This window comes from Clostridium septicum, from assembly GCF_003606265.1.
Classification (GTDB): Bacteria; Bacillota; Clostridia; order Clostridiales; family Clostridiaceae; genus Clostridium; species Clostridium septicum.
Genome location: NZ_CP023671.1, coordinates 772,660 through 797,779, shown reverse-complemented (window position 1 = coordinate 797,779; position 25,120 = coordinate 772,660). Strand labels below are relative to the sequence as shown.

Below are 25,120 nucleotides of genomic sequence, written 5' to 3'. Positions count from 1 at the left end.
TATAGTAGGTAAAATGTAACTGTAAGAAAAAGTAGGAGGCAAAACTATGACTAAAGAAGTTTTAAAGGTAAGTAATATAGAAAAATATTATGGGAGAAAAGGAAATATTACAAAGGCAATAAATAATATAAGCTTTTTAGTAGAAGAGGGAGAGTTTGTTGGAGTAATGGGAGCTTCAGGTAGTGGTAAGACTACACTACTAAATTGTATATCTACTATAGATAAAGTAACAAGTGGACATATTTATATATCAGGGAAAGATATAACAACATTAAGTTCAAAAAGTTTATCTAAGTTTAGAAGAGATAAACTAGGTTTTATATTTCAAGATTTTAATCTTTTAGATACATTAACGGTTTATGAAAATATTGCATTAGCTTTAACTATATTAAAGGTAAACCATAAGGACATAGATAATAAGGTTAAAGATGTTTGTAAAAAATTAAATATAAATGAAATATTAAATAAATATCCATATGAAATATCAGGAGGACAAAAACAAAGAGTCGCTTCAGCAAGAGCAATAATAACTAATCCTTCTTTAATATTAGCAGATGAACCAACAGGAGCTTTAGATTCAAAATCAGCAAAGATGTTACTTGAAAGTTTAGAGAATTTAAATAAAAACTTAAATGCAACAATTATGATGGTAACTCATGATGCTTTTACAGCAAGTTATGCAAATAGGATTTTATTTATAAAGGATGGAAAGATTTTTAATGAATTAATAAGAGGAAATGATTCAAGAAAAGAGTTCTTTAATAAAATAATAGAAGTTATAACTCTCCTTGGAGGTGACCAAAGAGATGTATTCTAAACTAGCAACTAGAAACTTAAAAAGAAGTTTAAAGGATTATACAATATATTTTTTAACATTAATTTTTGCAGTAAGTATATTTTATGTATTTAATTCTATAGAATCACAGCGTATTATGATGGAATTAAGTGATATGCAAGCAAATGCTTTTGAACTAGTAAGTAAAACTATGGGGATTGCATCTAAATTTATGGCTTTTATACTAGGTTTTTTAATTGTTTATGCAAATAATTATTTAATAAAAAGAAGAAAAAAAGAATTTGGAATTTATATGACTTTAGGTATGGAAAAAGGAAGTTTATCTAGAGTTATATTTATGGAAACTTTAATGGTGGGAGTAATATCACTTATAATTGGATTAACTATTGGAGTTTTATTATCACAAGGACTATCTATTTTAACAGCAAAAATGTTTCAGGTAAATCTTGTGAAATTTAAATTTGTATTTTCAGAAACAGCAGCTATAAGAACTGTATTATGCTTTGGAATTATTTATTTAGTTGTTTTACTTTTTAATACAATTTCAATTAGAAAAATAAAATTAATAGATTTATTAACATCTTCAAGAAAAAATGAAACAGTTAAAGTGAAAAATATATGGGTTTCAGTATTAGTTTTTATAATAAGCTTAATGATGATAGGAGAAGCTTATTATATAGTATTAAGTAAAGGTATAGCAGAAATAGGTTTTAATTTTAATTTAATGAGTATATTATTAGGTGTTTTAGGAACATTTTTATTTTTCTTTTCTTTATCTGGTTTCTTATTAAAATTAGTTCAAAGTAATAAGAGGCATTATTTAAAAGGTTTAAATATGTTTATATTAAGGCAGATAAACAGTAAGATTAATTCAACATTTGTATCAATGACATTTATATGTTTAATGCTATTCGTAGCAATATGTACATTTTCAGGTGGAATAGGAATAAATAAAGCTTTAAATTCTGATCTTAAAGACTTAACTAAATTTGATGTTACCTTTTGGGATTTAGATGGTAGTGATATAGAAGAAGTACTAAGAGAAAAAGGAATAGAAATAAACGACTATGCTAGTTCTTATATGAAATATACAACCTATAAAAATAATTTTGGATTTAAAGATTTTTTAAATGAAGATGAAGCAGAAGATGCAAAATCATATTATCCAGTAGCTAAAAATCAAGGTGTTCCAATAGTAAAGCTTTCAGACTTTAATTCTATAATGAAGATGTTAAATATGAAGGAAGTTTCATTAGAAAAAGATGAGTATTTAGCTTTTGGAGATATTAAGGATTTAAAAAAAGGAGTTCAAAATCAAATAAATAATAAGAAGAAAATAAATGTTAATGGTATAGAGTTAAAACCAGCAAATACAGAGTTTTTTGAAATAACTCCATATAATCAAATGATGAAAAGTAATTTGTGTACTTTTGTAGTTAATGATTCGTTAGTTGATGGGTTAGAAAAGCTTCAATCATATTTAAGTATGAATTATAAAATAGATAAAGATAAATGTGAAAAAGATTTTGGAGAGAAAGTAAGAGGTGGATATAAAGATTCTGAAATGGATACTTATTATATGACTAAGGAAGAGCAACTTTCAAATTCAGCAGGTCTTGGAGCAGTAGTATCTTATTTAGGAATATACATTGGGGTTGTTTTCTTAATTACATCTGCAGCCGTATTAGCACTTCAACAACTATCAGAATCAACTGAAAATATTGAAAGATATAAGTTATTAACTAAAATTGGCGTAGATAGAAGTATGATAAATAAATCATTATTTGTTCAAATATCTATATACTTTATAGTTCCATTGTCATTGGCATTAGTACATTCAATTGTTGGGCTTAAGATATCATCTCATGTAGTTGCTACCTTTGGAAATTCAAGTATTATGGACAATATATTAATTGCAGTAGTAGCATTAGTAATAATATATGGAGGATATTTTATGGCAACTTATTTAGGAGCAAAGAAGAATATTAGTCAAAACTAAAATTAAACTATGAAAAATAAGGTGTTTTATAATTAGGTCTTAAGAATACTTCTGTAAAGTAGTTAGTAAAAGGATAACTCATAAAATAAGATTTATGAGTTATCCTTTTGTATAAAAATTAAAATATTATATATAAATAAATACAGTTAGATTTATATGTAAAAATTTTTTTAACAACTTTACATATAAATGTACATATAGTATAATTTGTCTTAACAAGATTATATAGGAAATGAAATTAGCGTGTTACCGCAAGGACATTAGCTAACTTACTACAATAAAGTAAGTTAGCTATTTTTTTATTCTTTAGGAAATTATATAAATTGTGGATAACTTAATTATTATTTTAAAACTAAGTATGTAGGTCTAAAGAATAAAAAATAAAGTACCAGTGCTACATCTTTGAGGCAGGATTTAGATATGTAAAATAGATAAAAGATTCATGCCTTAATGGTTTACTTGGTGATTTTTTAATACATAAGCATAATGGTTTATAATGCATAACATATTTTCAGTAGAGAATATGTAAGATTAATGCATTATTTATAAAACTTTAAATGAAATGGAGGGATGGAAGTCTAAGGCTATCTAGCATATAAGTTTATTATTAAAGGGAGGATAAGAATGAATTCAAGAAAAAAAAGAAGAAACTCGTTGCTAGCATTTTTTATGACTTTTACTATGATATTAGGATTAGCACCTAATATATATACTCAAGCTGTTGAATCAGCAGAAAATGAAAAAATAAATAAAGATTATGAAATTTACCCTATTCCTCAAAGTATAGTTTATAATGGAGGAAATTTAAACTTAAGCTCTGAGGTAAACGTTATCTTTGAAGATGGCTTGGATCAAGCAACTAAAGATCGTTTAATTGAAGTTTTAGAAATTAAAAATATTAGTCATACAATTGGAACAGAAATTGATGAAAGTAAGACGAATTTCTTAATAGGAATCCAAAACTCTATTGGGATTGTTGACAATTATTTTGCAGAAAAAAACCTAAAAGATGCAGAACATTTTAAACATATGGATTCACATATAGTATCAGTTGACAATAATGTTGTAGCAGTATTAGGTAAAGATACTGATTCAGCCTTTTATGGAATAACAACATTAAAAATGATATTTAATCAATTAGAATCTAATGAAATTCGTAATTTGTTAATTAAGGATTATGCAGATGCTCAATGGCGTGGATTTATTGAAGGATATTATGGTATTCCATGGAGCAATGAAAATCGTATGAGTTTAATGGAATTTGGTGGAGATATTAAAATGAATGCGTATATGTTTGCTCCAAAAGATGATCCATATCATAACTCACAGTGGAGAGAACCATATCCAGAAGAAAAATTAGCAGAATTAGCAGAGATGGTTAAAGTAGGAAGTAAATCTAAAAATAAATTTATATGGACTATTCATCCATTTATGCACAATGCAATACGTTTTGATACAGAAGAACATTATCAAGAAGATCTAGCTATAATAATTAGAAAGTTTGAATCTTTATATGATATAGGAGTTAGACAATTTGGAATTTTAGGTGATGATGCTGGTGGAAATGCAACAGATCAAGTAAAACTTATGACTGATTTAGAAGAATGGAAAAAATCTAAAGGTGATGTATATAACTTAATATTTGTTCCAAAAGAATATTGTCAATCTTTTGCAGGTAACAACATAAACTCACCATATTTAAAAACTATAAGCCAAATGCCAAAAGATATTGAAATAATGTGGACAGGTTCAGGGGTTTGTGGTTGGGTAACAACTGATACATTTAACTGGTTTATGCAAGCTTGTTCTACAGCAGAGAATCCATCAAGATTGCCATTTATGTGGTTAAATTGGCCTGTAAATGATATTAATAAAAAGCGTCTTGTTATGGGGAAGGGACAAATGTTAGATCCAACTGTCACAAATTTTAAGGGAATTGTAACTAATCCAATGCAACAAGCTCAAGCTTCAAAGGTGGCATTATTTGCTGTTGCTGATTATACATGGAATAAAGATACATTTAATGCAGATAAAAGTTGGGAAGATTCATTTAAGTATATAGATAAAGATGCAGGCTCAGAATTATATACACTTGCAAAACATATGAGTGATCCAGCTCCAAATGGACATGGATTAGTTCAAGATGAATCAGAAGAAATTAAATCCTTATTAGATGAGTTTAATAGAAAGTATTTAGCAGGAGAATCAATTAAAGAAATAGGACAAACCTTAATTAATGAATACGAAAAAATAGTAAAGGCAGCAGATGATTTTGATACTAAATCTAAAAATGAAGGATTAAAGGCAGAAATAGATCCATGGAGGCAATCTCTAAAGGCTTTAGCTCAATCAACTATTGAGTATATAAAGACTGCAATAGCTATAGAAGATGGAAATAATGGAGAGGTTTGGAGTCACTATTCAGAAGGTGCTGCTAAGTTTGAATTATCAAAAACTTTTCAAGTGCAAAATATCCATGGAAAAGATTACGTAGAAGCTGGATATAAAAGATTAATTCCTTTTGTTAAAAAATTAGGAGATTCTTTAGCGGGAAAAGTTGGAGATATTGTAAATCCAGAAGAAGAAAAATTAAATGTTACTCCATATACAAATGTAAATAATGTATATCAAGGAAATATTCAAAATATAGTAGATGGAGATTTAAATACAAAAGTATGGTTTGGAAGATATATTCAAGAAGGAGACTATGTTGCTCTTGAATTAAGTAAGTCAACAAAAATAACAAGCCTTTCAATAGAACAAGGTAAAAATGCTACTGATAAGGATGCTTTCCATTATGGTAAATTCCAATACTCTATGGATGGAGAAACTTGGACTGATGTAAATAATAAAACTTATGGACCATACCAAAATAAAGTTGAAGTTTCAAATTTAGATATAGAAGCTAAGTATGTGAGATTTATAGTAACTGGAGAGATAAAAGCAGAAGGTGAAGCAAACCCTAAGTGGGCATCATTTAGAGAATTTACTATAAATAAAGATATAAATGAAGGAGATTTAAGCTTATCATTAATTAAATCATCAAATATAGGAAAAAGAAGTGGTGGAAATGAATCTGATATTTTAAGACCAGAAGGTGTATCAAGTCCAATAATGTACGCAAAAGCACCTTATGAAGGAGCAGATAGAGATGGAATACCACAAGATGCATATATAGGTGTAGACCTAGGTAGGGAGGCTAGATTAGGTAAAGTTCATATTGTAGGGGATAAATCAGTTCCTGGTGATATATTTGTAAATGCAGTATTAGAATATTCAGTTAATGGGGAAGATTATACTGAGATAGAAACTTTCACAAATAAGGTAGAAATAAATAAAGACTATTCACAAGAAAATATAATAGCAAGATATGTTCGTTTAAGAAATAAAACAAAAACTAATGTATGGGCTAGATTTACTAAATTCAATGTAACAGAAAGTAATTTAAACACTAAAATTTATACAAATGTTGCAGCTTTAGCTAATAATAAAGTTAATATTCAAAATGATGTTGCTATAATTTCTAATTTAAATGAAATTACATTAGCCACTAATGAATATGTAGGTATTAAACTACCTAGAATTAAAGATTTGACAGAAATAGTTAAAAATTATACAGAAAGTGAAAATCTTACTTTAGAAACTTCTATGAATGAAATAGAATGGGAAACTATAAATAATTTAAATGAGTTACAAGATGCTCGTTATATTAGAATTATTAATAAAACAGAAAATCCTATTGCTTTTAATCTTAATAATTTAGAAGTACATTCATTAGAATATCAAGTTAAAACATTAAAGGATACTAATTTTACAGCAGTAGAAAATACAGATAAAGCATTTGATAATGATTGGACAACCCAAGCATGGTTTAAAAATAATCAAGATCAAGGTAAGTATTTCACTTATGACTTAGGAAGATTAATTAATATAAATTCATTAAAAATGGTAGTAAATGATTATGAACATGATTATATACGTAATGGTGTAATTAAAGCATCAGAAGATGGTAATACTTGGACAGATGTTTTAACTATTGGAGGAAATTTAGATGGAAGTGCAGAAATATCAGATGCATTCCCTAATCACGAAATTTCATATAATACTATTTCAGTAGCAGGATTAAATATTAATGCTCGTTATTTAAGAGTTGAAGTAACTAAGACATTAAATATTGCTAAATGGGTAAGGTTTAATGAAATTATTATAAATAATGGACAATATATTCCATCTGAAAACAATCCAACATTTGTAAGCAATCCTATTGAAGTAGCTGGATATGCTCCAAGTAATTTAATTGATGGAAACTTAAATACAACTTATAAACCAAATAAGCAAGATTTAACTTCAGGATCATTAGTATATCGTATTTCAGAAAATACAGAAATAACTAAGATTAATATACTACAAAGTCCAAATACAATTTCTAATGCATTGGTATTAGTAAGAACTGTAGATGGATGGCAAGAAATTGGAAGATTAGATCGTAGTTTAAATGATTTTATAACAAAAGGCTTAGGAAATATTTTAGAGGTAAAACTAGAGTGGAATGAAGTAGCACCAACACTTCATGAAATAATTTTATCAAATGGAGATCAAAATGTAGATAAGAGCTATTTGGAAAGCAAATTAGAAGAAGCTAGAAATATAGATACATCAAACTGGACACAAGAAAGTAAAAATGCATTAAAAGATGCTATAGATGAAGGGGATAGAGTTCTTGAAGATAAGTATGCGTCACAAAATAAAGTAGATGACCTTATAAGATTATTAAGTACTATTATGGAAAATCCAGAAATAGTAGATACAAATAAGGAAGAATTACAAGCATTATATAATGTAAATAAAGATAGAGTGGAAGCTGATTATACAGTTTCAACTTGGGCTATTTTTAATGAAGCACTTAAAGGGGCAGAGGTAATTCTAGAAAAAGCAGATGTCACTCAAGAAGAAGTAAATGAAGCTAAAGCTAATTTAGAAAATGCAGTAAATCAATTAAAAGAAAAAGCTAAGTTTGTAAGACATTTAGAAATTGCCGTAGAAGAAGGTAAAAAAGTTTCACAAGAAGAACTTGATAAAGTTGTTCCTGCTGTTGTAGAAGAATTTAAGGCTGCTTTAGCTCAGGCAGAAAATCTATTAAATAGCAATGATGCTGCTCAAGAAGATATAGATGCATCTTTCCATAGATTAAGTAAAGCAATGCATATGTTATCTTTCTACAAAGGAGATAAAAAAGAGTTAATAGCATTAGTAGCAAAAATAAATTCATTAAACTCTTCTGATTATATAACAGAAACTTGGGAAGCATTACAAATTGTTTTAGAAAAAACTAATAAAGTAATAGAAGATGAAAATGCATTAGAAGAAGAAGTAAGTACAGCTTACGAAGAATTATTAAAAGCATTTTTAGATTTAAGATTAAAACCAAGTAAAGAAAAATTAGAGGAATTAATAAAGAAAGCTGAAAGTCTAGACAGTAATAAATATACTGAAAAAACTTGGAATGCATTAGAAGAAGAATTAGCTACAGCTAAAAATGTATTAGAAAATGAAAAAGCTAGTGAAAAAGAAATAAATAAAATTACAAAATCTTTAGAATTAGCTATTAATGCATTAGAAGAAAAAGAAAACAATTCTAATGAAGTAGATAAGGAGAAATTAGTTCAGTTAATTGAAAAAGCTAACAAATATTTAGATAGCTCAGAGGAATATACAAATGAATCATATGAAGCTTTCTTAGTATCATTAGATGAAGCTAATAAAGTTAATTTAAATAAAAATGCTACACAAAAAATGGTAGATGACGTTATTGAAAAATTAAATAAAGCAATAGAAGGTTTAGTTAAGAAAAATGAGGAAAAACCAGGAGACAATAAACCATCTACAGATAATCCAGGATCAAATGGAAATAATTCAGTAGATAAAAATAATGGAGATAATACATCATCAGGTAGCAATGGAATAATTCAAGGTAGTTCAAATAGAAAACTACCACAAACAGGTGGTGGAGTAATGTTAGGTTACTTAGGAATAGGATTACTTGCTTTAGGTGGAATTGTTACAGGAAAGAGAAGAAGAAAAAATTAATTAGGGGCTAATTTATAAATTAAGTAAAAATAGGAAGCTATGAATTATAGAATGGAAAGTTCTTAATTCATAGCCTTTTCTGATTAAATATAAGGTTTAAATGGATATATATTAATAATCGCACATAATAGTTGTAAATTTAGAGGGATTTAAGTAAAATATTTATAAATTAATATATTTTTAATATAAAATTAAAAGGAGACAACTTTAGATGAGAATAAATAAACTCCTTAGCAACCTAGGGTTTTGCTCAAGAAAAGAAACTAATAGATTAATAGAGGAAAATAGAATAAAAGTAAATGGAGAGTATTGTATCCCAGGACAATGGGTAGAAAGAGAAGATATTATACTTATAGATGATAAACCAATTCAGGAAAGAGAAAAAGTATATATTGCTTTAAATAAACCAGTTGGAATTACATGTACAGCGGCAAAGGAAATTAAAGATAATATAATTAGTTTTATTAATTATCCTAATTATATATTTCCAGTTGGAAGATTAGATAAAGCTTCACAAGGGCTTATAATAATGACTAACGATGGTGAATTAGCTAATAAAATATTAGAATCTGAAAATAAACATGAAAAAGAATATATAGTAACGGTAGACAAACCTTTTGATGATGAATTTATTAAGGGAATGTCTTCAGGAGTTAAAATTTTCGAAACTATAACTAGACCATGTGAAGTAACTAGAATCTCAAAAGATACTTTTAAAATTATATTAACTCAAGGATTAAATAAACAAATTAGAAGAATGAGCAAGGTATTTGGATATAAAGTTATTAAATTAGAGCGTATTAGGATTATGAATATAAAAATAGATGGAATTGAAATAGGAAAGTGGCGTAATCTTACTGAGAAAGAAATATTAGAATTGAGATATATGTAGTTTTTTTAAAAAAAGATATAAATGTAGTTTTTTGTTGATATAAAGGTTTTATTTGTTTAATACCTTTATTTTTTTCGTATATATAGGAATAAACGAAGAAATATTCATAAAAATTTAATATATTTTTATAAATAATATTAATCCAAAAAAAAAACTAGGTAAAAACTAAAAATTTTACATTTATAAAAATTATTATGTTAGCTATTATAATACTAAATGTAGGTACTTTTGATATTATATATTATTAAAAATTGGAATATTAGTGAGGTAATTATGAAGTGCTAAGGTATTTTTTTATAGCTACTAAATAAACCTCACTTTTTATGATTTAAAATCACATATTATGGAAAAGATTATATATATGCTATTTAATTAATAATTAGAAATTTGTAAGGAAAGTATATTTAGAATAAAATAATATATTCATTGATAAAATGATAAATACAAAAATAGGGGAACAATATTGAAGTATAAAAGTGTAAAAAAAATTAATGTTAAAGATAAATTTTATAAAGTCTTAATGTCTATAGTATTGGGACTAACTAGTTTCATATTAACATTTATTTTTATAAATGCTTATATTTATAACTTAAAAATAGGAACGGGGTTAAATCTTATATTACCTATTTTAGTAACTTTAAATTGGGGATCTATATATGGGTTATTAAGTATGAGTATAGGTCTTGCTGGGGTTTATCCATTCATTATTTTTGATGGTAATATAATATTAGCTATATTTACGTTTATGTACGATTTAGTATTTATAGTATTACACGGATTAGGAAAAAATAGTAGAAAAAACAAAAGAACAATAATCAATAATATATATATATTGCAAATACTATACTCAATATTTGTAATATTGAGTATGATAGTTTTTACAGTTATATATAAAAAATCTATATTAGATGTTAGCATAAGATTATTTATTATAAAAGAGGTAATAGGTAAATTTGCGGTAATATCAATTGGAACTACATTGATGAAATTACCATTTATAAAAAAGATATTTAAAATTAAATCAAATAGTGTAGATTTAAAAAATACAAAGATCATGGCATTAGTAATAGCTATAGGTACTACATTTTTCTTAGGAGTAATTAGCATTACTCAATATCTAATAGAAGAAGATAAAACTTTTAGATGGATTATATCCCCTACAGATAAAGAAAAACTTGTTTATATCATGTCTTTAACTATTCTTATAATAATAGCTGGAAAAATAATTGATTTATATGAAAAAGCTATAAAGGCAATTAAAGAAGCAGAAATAAATAAATTGGAGTACATAAAAGCAAAATATAAGCAAAAAGAAACAGAAGAATTATATAAACTAATACTTTATAAAAGTTTAAATAGTGTAGTAATTTATGAAGCAGTATATGATGAAAATAAGAATGTAGTAGATTTGCAGTATGTTTATGCTAATAAAAGCTATCGTGATCTAATGGGTTTAAGCGATGAAAAAATTATAGGAAAGCTTAGAAGAAAAGATTTAGGTTTAGTGGATGAGGGATTAGATAAGTATTACGAGATACTAGAGAAAAATAAAGAATATAAATACATAGAGGTTTATAATAAAAAAAACGATAGATACTTTTTAGTTAATGGATTTAAATTAAAAGAAAATAAATTAGCTTTAATAATATTGGATATATCAAAGATTATTAAGACTAAAAATGAATTGAATTCAATATTAGAAAGTACAGATGAATTCATTTGGGTTGTAGATAAAGAGTATAAATTAATTAGATATAATTCATCATTAGCTAGATATATAAAGAAAATTTATGGCTTAGATATAGATAAAAATTTAGAGGATATAAGTAAACTTTACGATAGTCATGAAAGTAATTGGAATAAATATTATGAAAGGGCAATTAAAGAGGGTAGGGTAAAAATAGATTGTGTTCCAATTATAGGTGGATTAGAGTTAGAGGTAACATTAAATCCAATATATAAAGATAATGAAATTTCTAAAATAGCTATTTTTGGAAAAGATGTAACAGAAAGAAATAAAGCTAGAAATGATTTAATAAAATTAAATTCAGAATTAGAAGAAAAGATTTTTAATAGAACAAGAAAACTACAGATTGCAGTAAATGAATTAGAAGCCTTTAATTATACAATAGCCCATGATATAAAGTCTCCTCTTAGAGCAATAGAAGCTTATGTAAGGTTTACCTTAGAAGATCATATCGAAACTCTTGATGAAGAAGTTATAAATACCCTAAATGAAATAAGCAAAATAACACAAAATATAACAGACATGACAAATAAGTTGTTAGATTATTCTTGTACATCCATATCAAATATAGATAGAAAAAATATTAACATAGAGGATGTATTTTTTGAAGTCTTTAAAGAAATAAAATTATCATGTTTAGAAAGAAAAATAGTATTTAAAATAAATGATAAATTACCAATAGTAGATGTTGATGAAACATTAATTAGAATTTTAATATACAATTTATTGTCAAATGCTATTAAATTTACAAGGTATAAAGAAAAAGCATTTATAGAAGTAGGATATAAGGATGAAAAAGAAAAATATATTTTTTATGTAAAGGATAATGGAATAGGTTTTGATATGGCTTATTCAAATAAATTATTTGATTTATTTGAAAGAGTACATTCTATAGATGAGTTCGAAGGAAATGGAATAGGATTAACAACAGCTAAAAAAATATTAGAAAAACATAACGGTGAAATATGGATAGAATCTAAAGTAAATGAAGGGACAGTAGTATATTTTTCGTTATTAAAAGTAAATTAAGGATACTGAATATAGGTGATAAATATGTTTAATGTAATGATCGTAGATGATTTACAAATAATGAGAAAAGATATAATAAGAAAAAAAGTATGGGGAGAAAAAACAGGATTCTTAGTAAAAGCTGAAGCTTCTAATGGAGAAGAGGCCTTAGAAAAAATAAAAGAAAATAATATAGATTTAATAATAACGGATATAAAGATGCCAAAAGTAGATGGTCTTGAATTGTTGAAAAAGATTAAGGATAAGAATTCATCTGTTTGTGTAATATTATTAAGCGAATATAGTGAATTTAAATATGCAAGAGAAGGAATTATATTTGGAGCATTTGATTATTTAACAAAGCCCATAAATGAGAAGCAGTTAGAGGAAGCTTTATTAAGAGCCAAGAAATTTCTTGTAAATCAACGTAAAAAAGAAGAAAAAATTAATAAGTTGGATAAATTAGTTAAAGAAGATGACATTATTGAGTTAATAGAGTACATAAAAACTAATAATGAACTTGCGTTAAATAAAGTTGAAGATATTATAAATAGTGCAGTAGAAAAAAATTTTGAAAATTTACAATCGGATAAGTATATAGTAAAGAAAGTTGCAGACGAAATAATATATAAAATACTATTAGAATATAAATGGTACAACAAATTTGTTAATATATCAAATTGGAAAAAAAGCAGTAATTTTAGATGTGATGATATAAGTTTAATAAAAAAGCACATTAAAGAAATAATTAAAAAACTAATGGATGATATAGCAATATTTAAATTTACCAATTTAAAAAATAGAAGAGTAGAAGAAATATGCAACATAATTATAGAAAATATAGAAAATAATATTTCATTAGAGCTAATTTGCAAAAATATGAATATGAATAAGAGTTATATAAGTCATTTTTTTAGAAAAGCTACAGGAAAGACTATAGTTGAACATATGACCTTTATAAAAATGGAGAGAGCTAAAAATTTATTATTAAATGAAGATATAAAGGTATATGAAGTAAGCTATAAATTATCCTATAATGATGTAGAATATTTTAGTAGAACTTTTAAAAAGTATGTAGGTATTTCACCAAAAGAATTTAAAAATTTACAAAAAATGAGCAATTAATATGTTTAGCTAGAAATTAAGTTATATTTCTAGCTTTTTTTTATAGTTTTTTATTATTTGAAAAAATAAATAAAAAAAAACAGGGATATAAGTATAAAAAAATCATTAATTATAAAGGCAAAATAGGATAATATTTACTTATAAAATGGGAGTTATTTTTAGAAATTATATAGAAATTAAACTTTAGAGAGGAATAGTGAATATGAAACAAATAAATTCGAGAATAAACGACATGGATACATTAAAAATATATAGACTAATATTAGAAGGAAGCGTGGAAAAGTTTCCAAGAGGATTTTGGAAAAGGCCAGAAGCTAAACAAGATGCAGCAATATTAACTAGATATTTAATTGAAAACATATTAATGTGGTCAGATGAAGAATTAAAGGAAAATTTAAGATTTATAGTTTTAAAGAAATATAAATTAAGTGGAATGGTAGAAAAAGTCTTTAATTATTCTATTTTTAACTTAGTTGACAATGCATATCCAGGAAAATTTAAACCTTGGGAATTAAGTAAAGTAGAGAATAATTATTGGAATGAAGAAACATGTAGAGAAGCTTTAAAGTGGTTATTTGAAGAAAAATTAAAATGGGGATTAGAAGATATAAAAGAAAATCTTACAGGAGAGGTATTTATAGAAAATAAATTAAACGGAATGTTCTCCAAAATTTTCAATGGATCACCATATGAAGTAGTAAATTTTATTTATCCTAATAAGATTAAACCTTGGGAATTAAAACAAGTTCCTAATAATTATTGGAATGATAATACAACTAAAGAAGCTATAAATTGGCTTTTAAAAGAAAAAGTTGATTTTAATAATAGAAAAAAAATAAGTAGAAAAGTATTTGTAGAAAATAGATTAGATGGAATGATACAAAAAATGTTTTCAGGTTCTGTAAAAAGAGCTAATGTTAAAATAAAATTAGATACAGAAATTTAGTACATAAAAAATAATAATAATATAAAAAATATACTATCAACTAGATTTATAGTATATTTTTTTGTATATTACTTGACGCTATCAATTAATATAGTATAATTGACATTATCAAGTATGTTTAGAGGTGATGTCTATGAGTAATTTAGAAAAATTTATAACTAATTTATGTGGAGAGTTTGATAATAGTGATCAAATTAAAGAGGAAGTTAAGCTAAATAAATTAAATCATCCAAAAGCAAGACATATAAATGGAATATGTAATAGTAAAATAAAAAATTTACCTAAAGATTTTAAAGGATATTTTATTATAGAAGAAAGTTATTATGAAAAAGACAATTTTAAAAATGTATTACCTCATTTATTTTTATTCACACTTAATGAAGATAATAAAATTGTATTAACATCATATGAAATTCCTAAGAATATAAAAAAAGAAGAGTTTCGAAATGATAATAAAGATTTACTAATGGATTATAATGAATTAATACTATCTGAAAAGTTTAAACCTATGGTTTATAATGAAGAAAATGAAATTTTTCAAGGTGAAAGCATAAGTTATTTTTCAGCAGAAAATAAATTTACTCTAAGAGAAAGAATAGAAAATGATATTATTTATGTAAGTGAAGTTTTCGAGAAAAATGGCAAAATAACATTTGGTTTTTTAGATCCTATAATATACAAAAGAATAAGATAGTTTTGAGGTGAATAATTTGTCATGTAATATATTAGGTAAATATATTTCTAATATTAATAGAGATTTTATAAAATATTGTGAACCAAAGTTAGCTAAGTATAATTTAACACTTACAACCTGGAGATGTATGATAGTTATTGATAAAACTCAAAATTGTAGCTTGAAAACAATAGCAGAATCTTTGAATGTAGATAATGCACTTATTACAAGAAATATAAAGAAGCTTAAAGAGTTAAATTATATTTTAAAAAATCCTAGAAAAGAAGATAGTAGATATTTTCAGTTGGAATTAACATCAAAAGGAAAAGAAGTACTTTCTAAAGTAGATAAATTTCAAGGTTTATGGTATGAAAAGATAACAACAGGATTTAATGAAGAGGAAATAGAAACACTTGTTAAGTTATTCGATAAGTTATGCATGAATATTAAATAAACTTTAAAATAGAGTATGTTAAATTTACATACTCTATTTTAAAGTAGGAAATTATATTATCTTTTGAATTTGTAAATAACTTAATGATGATTTTAAAATTAAGTAGTTTATTTAAAGAATAAAAAATAGAATAAAGTACTTAGGTAACAGCTTCTTTTTAGGGGAGTTTAAGAGAGAGAACTTGAATGGAAAAAATCCATGGATTAAAAGTAGAGTTAGAGATTTTTTTATAAATTAAATAAAGATAAATAATTATAAAAACCTATTGTAATTGTTTACTAAAAGGTGTATTATATAGTCAACCGGTTGAGTCAATCGGTTGACTATAATTCTTAGGAGGAAAAATTATGAATAAGATATGTGTCTTAGGAAGTATAAATATGGATCTTGTTTTACAAATTGAAAATATGCCTAAGGTAGGAGAAACTATTTTATCAAATGGATTTGAAAAAATTCCAGGTGGTAAAGGAGCTAATCAAGCTGTAGCAGCTAAAAGAAGTGGTGCTTCAGTATACATGATATCTAAAATAGGCAAAGATGATAATGGACAACTTTTATTAAAGAAATTAATAGATGATAATATAAATACTAAATATGTTTTAATAGATGAAAAAGAGCCAACAGGAATGGCTATGATAATGGTTAATAAAAATGGAAACAATTCTATAATTGTTGTTCCAGGTTCTAATATGACAATAAATAGAGAAGATATAAAAGCTTCAAAAGAAGCAATAATAGAAAGTGATATATTAATATCTCAATTTGAAACACCAGTAGATGTAACATTAGATGCATTTAGAATAGCTAAAAATCTTAATAAAATTACTATACTAAATCCAGCACCAGCAAAATCAATAGATGATGAATTATTAAAGTATACAGATATAATAATTCCTAATGAAACGGAAGCTGAATTAATTACTGGTGTGAAAGTAGATGATTTAGAAAGTGCTAAAGTTGCAGCTAGCAAAATAATAGAAAAGGGCGTTAAATTCGTAATAATAACTTTAGGTTCAAAAGGAGCAGCAATAATATCTAAAAATGAAGCGAAAATTGTTGATGCATTTAAAGTTAATGCAATAGATACAACTGCTGCTGGAGACAGCTTTATAGGCGGATTGAGTTCCAAATTGAATACAAGTGAATTAACATTTGAAAATTTAATTGAAGCTGTAAGATTTGGAAATAAAGTTTCTTCAATAGCAGTTCAAAGAAAAGGTGCACAACCATCAATACCTTATTTAAAGGAAGTATTAGAAGTATATAAGGAGAATTAAAATGAAAAAGACAGCATTATTAAATAGTGATTTATCAGAAGTAATCTCTAAAATGGGACATACAGACATGTTAGCTATAGGTGATTGTGGCTTACCTATACCTGGCTGTACTAAAAGAATAGATTTAGCATTAATAAAAAATTTACCAACTTTCATAGATACATTAAAAGCAGTTTTATTAGAATTAGAAGTAGAGGAAGTTGTAATAGCAGCGGAAATAGAAAGTAAAAATAAAAATGTTTATGAAGAAATAAAAGGATTAATTGGAGATGTAAAAATAACAATAGTATCACATGAGGAATTAAAAGTATTATTAAAAGATTGTAAAGCAGTAGTAAGAACTGGTGAGCAAACACCTTATGCAAATATTATTTTAAAATCAGGAGTTGTATTTTAAAGGAGGTATTTAAATGAGTGCCAAGAACCCAATGTTAAAAATGGTAAATGTAAGCAAAAGTTTTCCAGGTGTTAAAGCGTTAGATAATGTTAATGTAACAGCATTTGGCGGAGAGGTTACAGCTCTAATGGGTGAAAATGGAGCAGGTAAATCTACACTTATGAAAATATTAAGTGGTGTTTATCAAAAAGATCAGGGACAAGTTTTTGTAGAAGGAAAAGAAGTTAAAATTAAAGGGATAAAGGATGCTGAAAGACATGGAATTACAATAATTCATCAAGAATTAAGTGTTATTCCTAATCTTACAATAGCTGAAAATATATTTTTAGGAAATGAAAAATATAATAGGTTTACAGGAAAAATAAATAAAAGTTTATTAATTGAAAGAAGTAAGATGTTTTTAGAACAAATAGGCTGTAATTTAGATCCTAATATGTTAGTTGAAGATATTAACGTTGGGGAAAGGCAAATGATTGAAATTGCAAAGGCACTTACTAAAAATGCAAAAATAATAATTATGGATGAGCCAACTACAGCATTAACAGATGTCGAAACTAAGAAATTATTTGAAGTAATTGATAATTTAAAGAAAAAAGGTATAGCTATTATTTACATATCTCATAGAATGGAAGAGATTTTTACTATATGTGATAGAGTAGAAGTTTTAAGAGATGGTAAATATGCAGGTGAAGCCAAAATTGCAGATATAGATAATGATAAGTTAATAGCCATGATGGTTGGTAGAAAAATAGAAGATCAATTTCCATATAGAAAAATTAAGTTGGGAAGTACTATACTTCGTGTAAACGATTTAAATTATAAAGATATAGTTAAAAATGCCTCATTAGAAGTAAAAGCAGGTGAAATACTTGGAGTTGCAGGATTAATGGGATCAGGAAGAACTGAACTTGTTAAAACAATTTTTGGAGAGTATAGAAAAACTTCAGGAGAAATATTTTTAGAAGGAAATAAAGTAAATATAAAATGCAGTAAAGATGCTATAGAAAATGGAATTTGTTATCTTTCAGAGGACAGAAAAAAAGAAGGTTGTATATTAGGAATGTCAGTTGCAGATAACATGACATTATGTAATTTAAGAAAGTATGAAAGAAAAAATAAATCAATTAATAGAAAAGAAGAGCAAAGAGATGTTGAAGAGTATATTAAAAAGATTAATATAAAAACTCCGAATAGCGAACAACTTATAAAAAATCTTAGTGGCGGAAATCAACAAAAGGTTATTTTGGCTAAATGGTTACTATTATCTCCAAAGGTTCTTATAATTGATGAACCAACTAGAGGGATAGATGTAGGCGCTAAAAAGGAAATATATGAGCTTTTAAATGAATTAAAATCAATGGGAAAGGCAATTATAATGATTTCTTCAGATTTACCTGAAGTTTTAGGTATTAGTGATAGGATAATGGTAATGAGTGAAGGTAAAATATCAGGAGAAATTAGTAGAGAAGAAGCTACTCAAGAAAAAATTATGAAGCTTGCAGTTGGTATGCAATAAGAATGTGGAGGTATTAAAAATGAAAGAAAGTATAAAAGTAAATTTAACAAAGTATAAATCACTTATAGGATTAGTTGCTTTATGTATAATAATATCAATTATAACTCCAAGATTTTTAACAGTAACAAATATAACTAATGTATTAACTCAAATATCAGTAAATGCTATTATAGCAGTTGGTATGACATTTGTTATATTAACAGGTGGAATAGATTTATCAGTAGGTTCAACACTTGCTTTAAGTGGAGCATTTGCAGCATCTATAATTAAATCAACAGGCAATATTTGGCTTGCGATTATAGTAGCTATTATAATTGGTTCAATTATTGGTTTAGTAAATGGAGCTTTAGTATCAAAAGGTAAATTACAAGCATTTATAGCAACACTTGCAACAATGACAATATTTAGAGGTGCAACATTAGTATTTACAAATGGAACACCTATATCAAAGTTACCAGAAAGCTTTATGAAAATAGGAAATGGAAAAATAGGAGTTTTACCTATAGCAGTTTTAATTACAATAATAGTAGCAGTAATCGCAATGTATATGTTATCACAAACTAGATTTGGAAGATATTTATATGCTGTTGGTGGAAATGAAGATTCAGCAAGACTTTCAGGAATAAATACAAATAAAATAAAAACTTTAGTATATGTACTTTCAGGAATTGCAGCAGCAATTAGTGGTGTTATTATAACAAGTAGAATAGGATCAGCTTCACCAAATGCAGGATCAGGTTTTGAATTAGATGCAATAGCAGCAGTAGTAATTGGAGGAACAAGCCTTGCAGGTGGAGAAGGAAAGATATCAGGAACAATTATAGGTGCTTTAATTATAGGAGTATTAAATAACGGATTAAACTTAATGAATGTATCACCTTTCTATCAATCAATAGTTAAGGGATTAGTAATATTAATTGCAGTATTATTAGATAAGAGAGATAGAAGAAAATAACATAATGTAAATATAAGGAGTGATAAATATGAAAAGAAAAGCTTTAAAAATATTAGCTATATCTTTAGTAAGTGCATTAAGTATTAGTATATTTGCAGGATGTTCAAGAAAAGAAGAAAAGAAGAAAATAGGTATGGTACTTTCAACATTAAATAATCCATTCTTTGTATCTATGAAAGATGGAGCAGAAAAAAGAGCAGAGGAGCTAGGGTATAAATTAATAGTTTTAGATTCACAAAATGACCCTGCTAAAGAAAGAGCAAATGTTGAGGATTTAATAGAATCAGGAGTAATTACATTACTTATAAATCCTACAGATAGTGATGCTGTTTCTACATCAATTAAAGTAGCTAATGAAAAAAAAGTACCAGTTATAACATTAGATAGGCAAGCTAATGAAGGTGAAGTTACTAGTCATATAGCATCAGATAATGTAAAGGGTGGAAATATGGCAGCAGAGTTTGCCCTAGAAAAACTAAAAGATAAAGAACATATAAAGGCTATAGAAATACAAGGTGTACCTGGTGCATCTGCAACTAGAGATAGAGGAAAAGGATTCAATGATATAGTAAATTCCAATAGTAATATAGAAATAGTATCAAGTCAATCAGCAGATTTTGATAGGCAAAAGGGACTTCAAGTTATGGAGAATATAATACAAGCAATACCGGAATTTGATGTGGTTTTTGCACATAATGATGAGATGGCATTAGGCGCAGCAAAAGCTATAAAAACTGCTAATAAAAAAGTTATTTTAATCGGATTTGATGGTAATGCTGATGCAGAAGATGCAATTTTAAAAGGAGATATGACTGCGACTGTAGCTCAACAACCAGATGTAATAGGGGCTTTGGGAGTAGATATATCTAAAAAAATAGATAGTGGAGAAAAAGTTGATAAAGAGATTCCAGCATCATTAAAAATACTTATAAAAGAAGATTTATAGAAATTATATAAGTAATAAAGCACAACTATATTTATAATATGTGATATAATTGGATAGTACAAATGACAAAAAGGAAATACTTATATAATATGGGGTGTTTTATGAGGAATGTAACAATGAGTGATATTGCTAAAGAAGCTAATGTTTCAAAGACTACAGTTTCTAAGGTTTTAAATAATAAGCAAATTAGTGTAAGTAATGAAACAAGAAAAAATATTTTTGAAATTGCAAAGAGATTAAACTACGTACCTAATAGCGTAGCAAGAAGTTTAAGTACAAGAAAAACTAATACTATTGGGATTATATTACCTGATATAGAAAATCCATTTTTTTCAGAAATGGCAAAGGCAATAGAAGAAAATGCTGAGTCACTTGGATATAATGTAATCTTATGTAATTCATATAATAAAGACGAAAAAGAAGAAAGGTATATAAGATTATTAGTAAGCAAACTTGTAGATGGAGTTATATTTGCTTCTGGTGGAAATAGTGAAGATAGTCTTAATATATTAAGAAGTAATAGAGTACCATTTGTAGTTATAGATAGAGAGATAGAAACTATAGAAAAATATAGTGGAGTCTTATGTGATAATGAACAAGGAATTGAATTAGGTGTAAATTATCTTTTTAACAAGGGGAAGAGACAAATAGCATTTGTAGCAGGAGAACCTAAATTTCAAATATCTAAAATAAGAAATGAGAGTTATAAAAATATAGCAAAGAAGTTAGGTGTTTATAATCCAGATATAATATGTGAAAGTGAGTTTTCTATAGAAGGTGGAATGAAGGCAACAGAAGAGTTACTTTTAAGATCAAAATATATTGATGCTATATTTTATAGTAGTGATGTAATGGCATTAGGAGGAATGAAATATTTAATAAGAAATGGTTATAAAATTCCTGATGATATATCTATATTAGGATATGATAATATTAATATTTCATCACTTTCAGAACCAGAGCTTACAACAATAGCTCAACCTATATATAGTATGGGAGAAGAGGCTTTTAAGCTTCTTATAGAAATAATAGGTGGTTCAGATAAAAATCAAATTATAAAGTTAAAAACTAAATTAATAGAAAGAGATAGTGTTAAATAATGGGTAAAACTAATAGCAGTTTTACCCATTATTATTTATAATATAATTAGTATAAATAATATTTTTATAGAGGGGGATTTAGAAAAAATGTATAATAATGCTTATAATCAAAGTAAAATTTTATATAGAGAAGTTAAAAGTTATGAAGAAGCTTATAGATATAATTCAGAGTATCAAGAATTAAAACCTAGAACAATTAAAGTAGAAAGTAGATTTTTAAAAGAAGATAATAAAAATGAGAAAAAATTTTCAATAATGCCTATAATATTTGAGAGTATTGAAGCTTTAATTGAGATTATTATAGATATAGTTACCTAAAATAATAGAGATAAAATAAAAATTAATAGTATATATAGTATTTTAAAATAATTTAGTTAGAAAAATTAATAGTAAAATAATAGATGAAAGAGCAGCTAATAAGAATATTTAATCTTACTAGTTGCTTTTTATTATGTAAATTATGAATAAATTAATAATGATTAAAAAAATAACAAATTGTATTTTTAGATCTTTTCCTTATCTATATATAAGAAAAATTTATGTTGAAAAACATAAACTTTAAAGTTTATTATTTAATTATTTGTATAAATTTGTATTAATAAGATGTAATATATTAATTGAAAATGTTATTGTAAAATGTTACTATTAATACATAAAATGGAAAGAAAGGGTTGGGAGGAGAGGCTTTTGATAAGACAAGAAGACATTGCAAAAAAGCTTAATATTTCCAGAACAACTGTAGCCAGGGCATTAAATGGTACGGGTAGTGTAAATGAAGAAACTAAAGAAAAAGTATTAAAAGCATGTGAAGAACTTGGATATAAAAGAAATCCTATAAGTAGTTCATTAGCTCTTAAAAAGAAAAAAAATATATATGCTTTTATAGTAAAAGCTAAAAATAATTACTATACAGATGATATAAAGTTAGGTTTCCAAAAGGCCCAAGGGGAATTTAAATTTTATAAATATCAGTTAAATATAATTGAAACAGATATAGATTCACCAAGGGAGCAGTTAGATGAGTTGAAAGGAGTCATAGATAAGGGTGATATAGATGGAGTAATTATAACGCCGCTTTTAAAAGAAGAAATTAAATTATTGAAAAGAAATAATCCTAATATATTCTTTATAGCATTAGATTTACCTTTAGATAATGTGACTTTTAATATATATTCAAATTATTATAAATCTGGAAGGTTAACTGCAGAATTATTACAAAATGTATTAAATCAAGGTGAGGAAATACTTTTAATAGATACAGAAGATGATAGGATATCTTCTAAACCATATTACTATGGATTTTACGAAAAGATAACTGAGGATAATATTTGTAAAATTGCTAATATAGTATATCAAAGTGATTTGAAAAATAATATAGGCAAAGTTATAAAAGATAATCTAACAGATAATGTTAAAGCTATTTATAGCAGTAGATTTTTAGTTGATATAGTAGAATATGTAATAAAAAACACAGATAGAAAGTTAAAGATAGTAGCTAACGGATTATCTGATAACACTAAAAAGCTTATAGAAAGTAATAATATTATAGCAACAGTAAAAGAGAAATATAAAGAACTTGGATATATTTCAGCTAAAGTAATGTTTGAACATCTTTATAAAGATATAAAACCTAAACATATAAATATAGAGCTTGAAAGTGAAATAATATTAAAAGAGAATTTAAATTAAAAAGAAAACGGTTTCCCGATTCACATCAATGTAGTTAGGCAAAATTTAAAAACTTAAATGTTCACGAGAACATAAAATAGTTAAATGTTACTATGAAAATATTAAATTTTCTTAATATAAAAATTTAAGGGGGAAGTATATTTATGAAAAAGCTTAAGTTACTATCAACAGTTTTATTAGCTACAGCAGTAGCAATGACATCCTTTGTTGGGTGCGGAAACTCAGGAGGGAAAGACTCAGGTAAGGATAAACCTGTAGAAATTACATGGTGGAATTTTCCTAACTTTGAAGTAAAGGATGGACAAGTTGGAAAGTATGAAGAAGAGTTAATAAAATCATTTGAAGAAAAAAATCCTGATATTAAGGTTAATGTAGAAATGATTTCTTTTAATGGTGGTGGTGAAAAATTAAATGCAGCAATAGCATCTAATTCAGCTCCAGACATTCTATATGATGCACCAGGAAGAATTATTGATTTTGCAAGACAAGGAGTATTAGCACCAGTAGATGATATGATCAAAGCTTTAAATGGAGATGTATCTGATGAATTATTAGCAGGATGTAAACTAGAAGATACTTATTATATGTATCCATTTAATACAACAACATTTATGATGGCGGCAAATAAGACTATGTTTGAAGAAGCAGGTCTTTTAGATTTACTTCCATTGAAAAAGGAAGATAGATTATGGACTATAGAAGAATTTGAAGCTGCACTTAAGGGTATTAAAGAAGCTAAGCCAGATGTTATACCAATGGCATTCTTTAGCAAAAGTACAGCTGGAGACCAAGGAACTAGAGCATTTGTTTCCAATCTGTATGGTGGTAGTGTAATGAATAATGATCAAACATCTTATACTTTTGATGAAGAACCTGCTGTAAAATCTATGGAATGGGTTAAGAAGAGTATAGAAAGTGGTCTAATTGGCTCAGGTAGCGAAGCATTGGCTTCAAATGATGCTATAGATCTATTTTTACAACAAAAATCAGCATTTACAATTCTTTATTCAACAGGACTTAAAAAGAATAATGCTGATAAAAAAATAGGAGATTTTGAAGAAGTATTATTACCAATTCCTTCACCAAGTAAAGATAAACTTGCTTTAGAAGCATTAATAGGTGGATTATGTGTATTTAACAATGGAGATGATGCAAAAATAGAAGCTTCTAAGAAGTTTATAGATTTCTTAGCTAATGATCCAGATTGGCAAAAAAAGAATTTAGTTGCAACTGGTACATTCTCAGTTAGAGATTCAATTAAAGGGTTATATGATGAAGAAGAAATGAAGTTTGCTGAAGGAATGGGTAAATATACAGCTGAATATTACAATACTGTAAATGGGTTTGCAGAAATGAGAACTCATTGGTTCCCAGCACTTCAAGAAATAACTTTAGGTCAAACTCCAGCAAAAGAAGCTTTAAAGAACTTTAATGACAAAGCTAACGAAACATTAAATAAAAAATAAATAAAAATATTAATATGAAGGGGAATATCCCTTCATATTAACTATAT

Annotated in this window: 18 protein-coding genes; all 18 read left to right on the top strand. The window is 26.2% G+C overall.

From position 1 onward, the window contains the following. Positions 1-46 precede the first annotated feature (46 nt). Positions 47-817, top strand: a complete 771-nt coding sequence (locus CP523_RS03570) for an ABC transporter ATP-binding protein (RefSeq protein WP_066677742.1) — start codon at positions 47-49, stop codon at positions 815-817. Beyond that, entirely contained in the window at positions 807-2,795 is a 1,989-nt protein-coding gene (locus CP523_RS03565) for an ABC transporter permease (protein ID WP_120140491.1), read from the top strand. The genes CP523_RS03570 and CP523_RS03565 overlap by 11 nt, the downstream gene beginning before the upstream one ends. A gap of 624 nt (positions 2,796-3,419) precedes the next feature. Continuing rightward, a complete protein-coding gene (locus CP523_RS03560; RefSeq protein WP_120140490.1) occupies positions 3,420-8,882 on the top strand; it encodes a beta-N-acetylglucosaminidase domain-containing protein in 5,463 nt (1,820 codons plus the stop codon). 211 nt (positions 8,883-9,093) lie between these two features. After that, positions 9,094-9,774, top strand: a complete 681-nt coding sequence (locus tag CP523_RS03555; protein WP_066677939.1) for a pseudouridine synthase — start codon at positions 9,094-9,096, stop codon at positions 9,772-9,774. A gap of 463 nt (positions 9,775-10,237) precedes the next feature. Further along, a complete protein-coding gene (locus CP523_RS03550) occupies positions 10,238-12,550 on the top strand; it encodes a PAS domain-containing sensor histidine kinase (protein WP_066677933.1) in 2,313 nt (770 codons plus the stop codon). 24 nt (positions 12,551-12,574) lie between these two features. Then, positions 12,575-13,654, top strand: coding sequence for a response regulator transcription factor (locus CP523_RS03545; protein WP_066677931.1), 1,080 nt, complete (start codon positions 12,575-12,577; stop codon positions 13,652-13,654). A gap of 202 nt (positions 13,655-13,856) precedes the next feature. Beyond that, positions 13,857-14,600 (top strand): DUF4046 domain-containing protein, encoded by a 744-nt coding sequence (locus CP523_RS03540; RefSeq protein ID WP_066677929.1) that lies wholly within the window; start codon positions 13,857-13,859, stop codon positions 14,598-14,600. A 133-nt stretch (positions 14,601-14,733) separates the two neighbouring features. Further along, on the top strand, positions 14,734-15,294 hold the full coding sequence (locus CP523_RS03535; protein ID WP_066677927.1) for a hypothetical protein: 561 nt from the start codon (positions 14,734-14,736) through the stop codon (positions 15,292-15,294). Between the two features lie 16 nt (positions 15,295-15,310). Next, complete coding sequence (locus CP523_RS03530; protein ID WP_066677925.1) at positions 15,311-15,727, top strand: MarR family winged helix-turn-helix transcriptional regulator; 417 nt, start codon at positions 15,311-15,313, stop codon at positions 15,725-15,727. 347 nt (positions 15,728-16,074) lie between these two features. Next, positions 16,075-17,004 (top strand): ribokinase, encoded by a 930-nt coding sequence (rbsK, locus tag CP523_RS03525; protein ID WP_066677923.1) that lies wholly within the window; start codon positions 16,075-16,077, stop codon positions 17,002-17,004. Position 17,005: 1 nt separating this feature from the next. Then, the gene (gene rbsD / locus CP523_RS03520) at positions 17,006-17,401 is read left to right on the top strand and encodes a D-ribose pyranase (protein ID WP_066677921.1); all 396 of its coding nucleotides are present in this window, start codon (positions 17,006-17,008) and stop codon (positions 17,399-17,401) included. Between the two features lie 13 nt (positions 17,402-17,414). Beyond that, a complete protein-coding gene (locus tag CP523_RS03515; protein WP_120140489.1) occupies positions 17,415-18,917 on the top strand; it encodes a sugar ABC transporter ATP-binding protein in 1,503 nt (500 codons plus the stop codon). 19 nt (positions 18,918-18,936) lie between these two features. After that, complete coding sequence (locus tag CP523_RS03510; protein WP_066677916.1) at positions 18,937-19,872, top strand: ABC transporter permease; 936 nt, start codon at positions 18,937-18,939, stop codon at positions 19,870-19,872. Positions 19,873-19,900: 28 nt separating this feature from the next. After that, on the top strand, positions 19,901-20,818 hold the full coding sequence (gene rbsB / locus CP523_RS03505) for a ribose ABC transporter substrate-binding protein RbsB (RefSeq protein WP_066677915.1): 918 nt from the start codon (positions 19,901-19,903) through the stop codon (positions 20,816-20,818). 101 nt (positions 20,819-20,919) lie between these two features. Next, positions 20,920-21,918 carry a LacI family DNA-binding transcriptional regulator gene (locus CP523_RS03500; protein ID WP_066677912.1) on the top strand — a complete coding sequence of 333 codons (999 nt, stop codon included), beginning with the start codon at positions 20,920-20,922 and terminating at the stop codon, positions 21,916-21,918. A gap of 87 nt (positions 21,919-22,005) precedes the next feature. Next, positions 22,006-22,236, top strand: a complete 231-nt coding sequence (locus tag CP523_RS03495) for a hypothetical protein (RefSeq protein ID WP_066677910.1) — start codon at positions 22,006-22,008, stop codon at positions 22,234-22,236. A gap of 369 nt (positions 22,237-22,605) precedes the next feature. Further along, positions 22,606-23,607, top strand: a complete 1,002-nt coding sequence (locus CP523_RS03490; RefSeq protein WP_066677909.1) for a substrate-binding domain-containing protein — start codon at positions 22,606-22,608, stop codon at positions 23,605-23,607. 143 nt (positions 23,608-23,750) lie between these two features. After that, positions 23,751-25,073 (top strand): ABC transporter substrate-binding protein, encoded by a 1,323-nt coding sequence (locus CP523_RS03485; RefSeq protein WP_066677905.1) that lies wholly within the window; start codon positions 23,751-23,753, stop codon positions 25,071-25,073. The last annotated feature ends 47 nt before the right edge of the window (positions 25,074-25,120 follow it).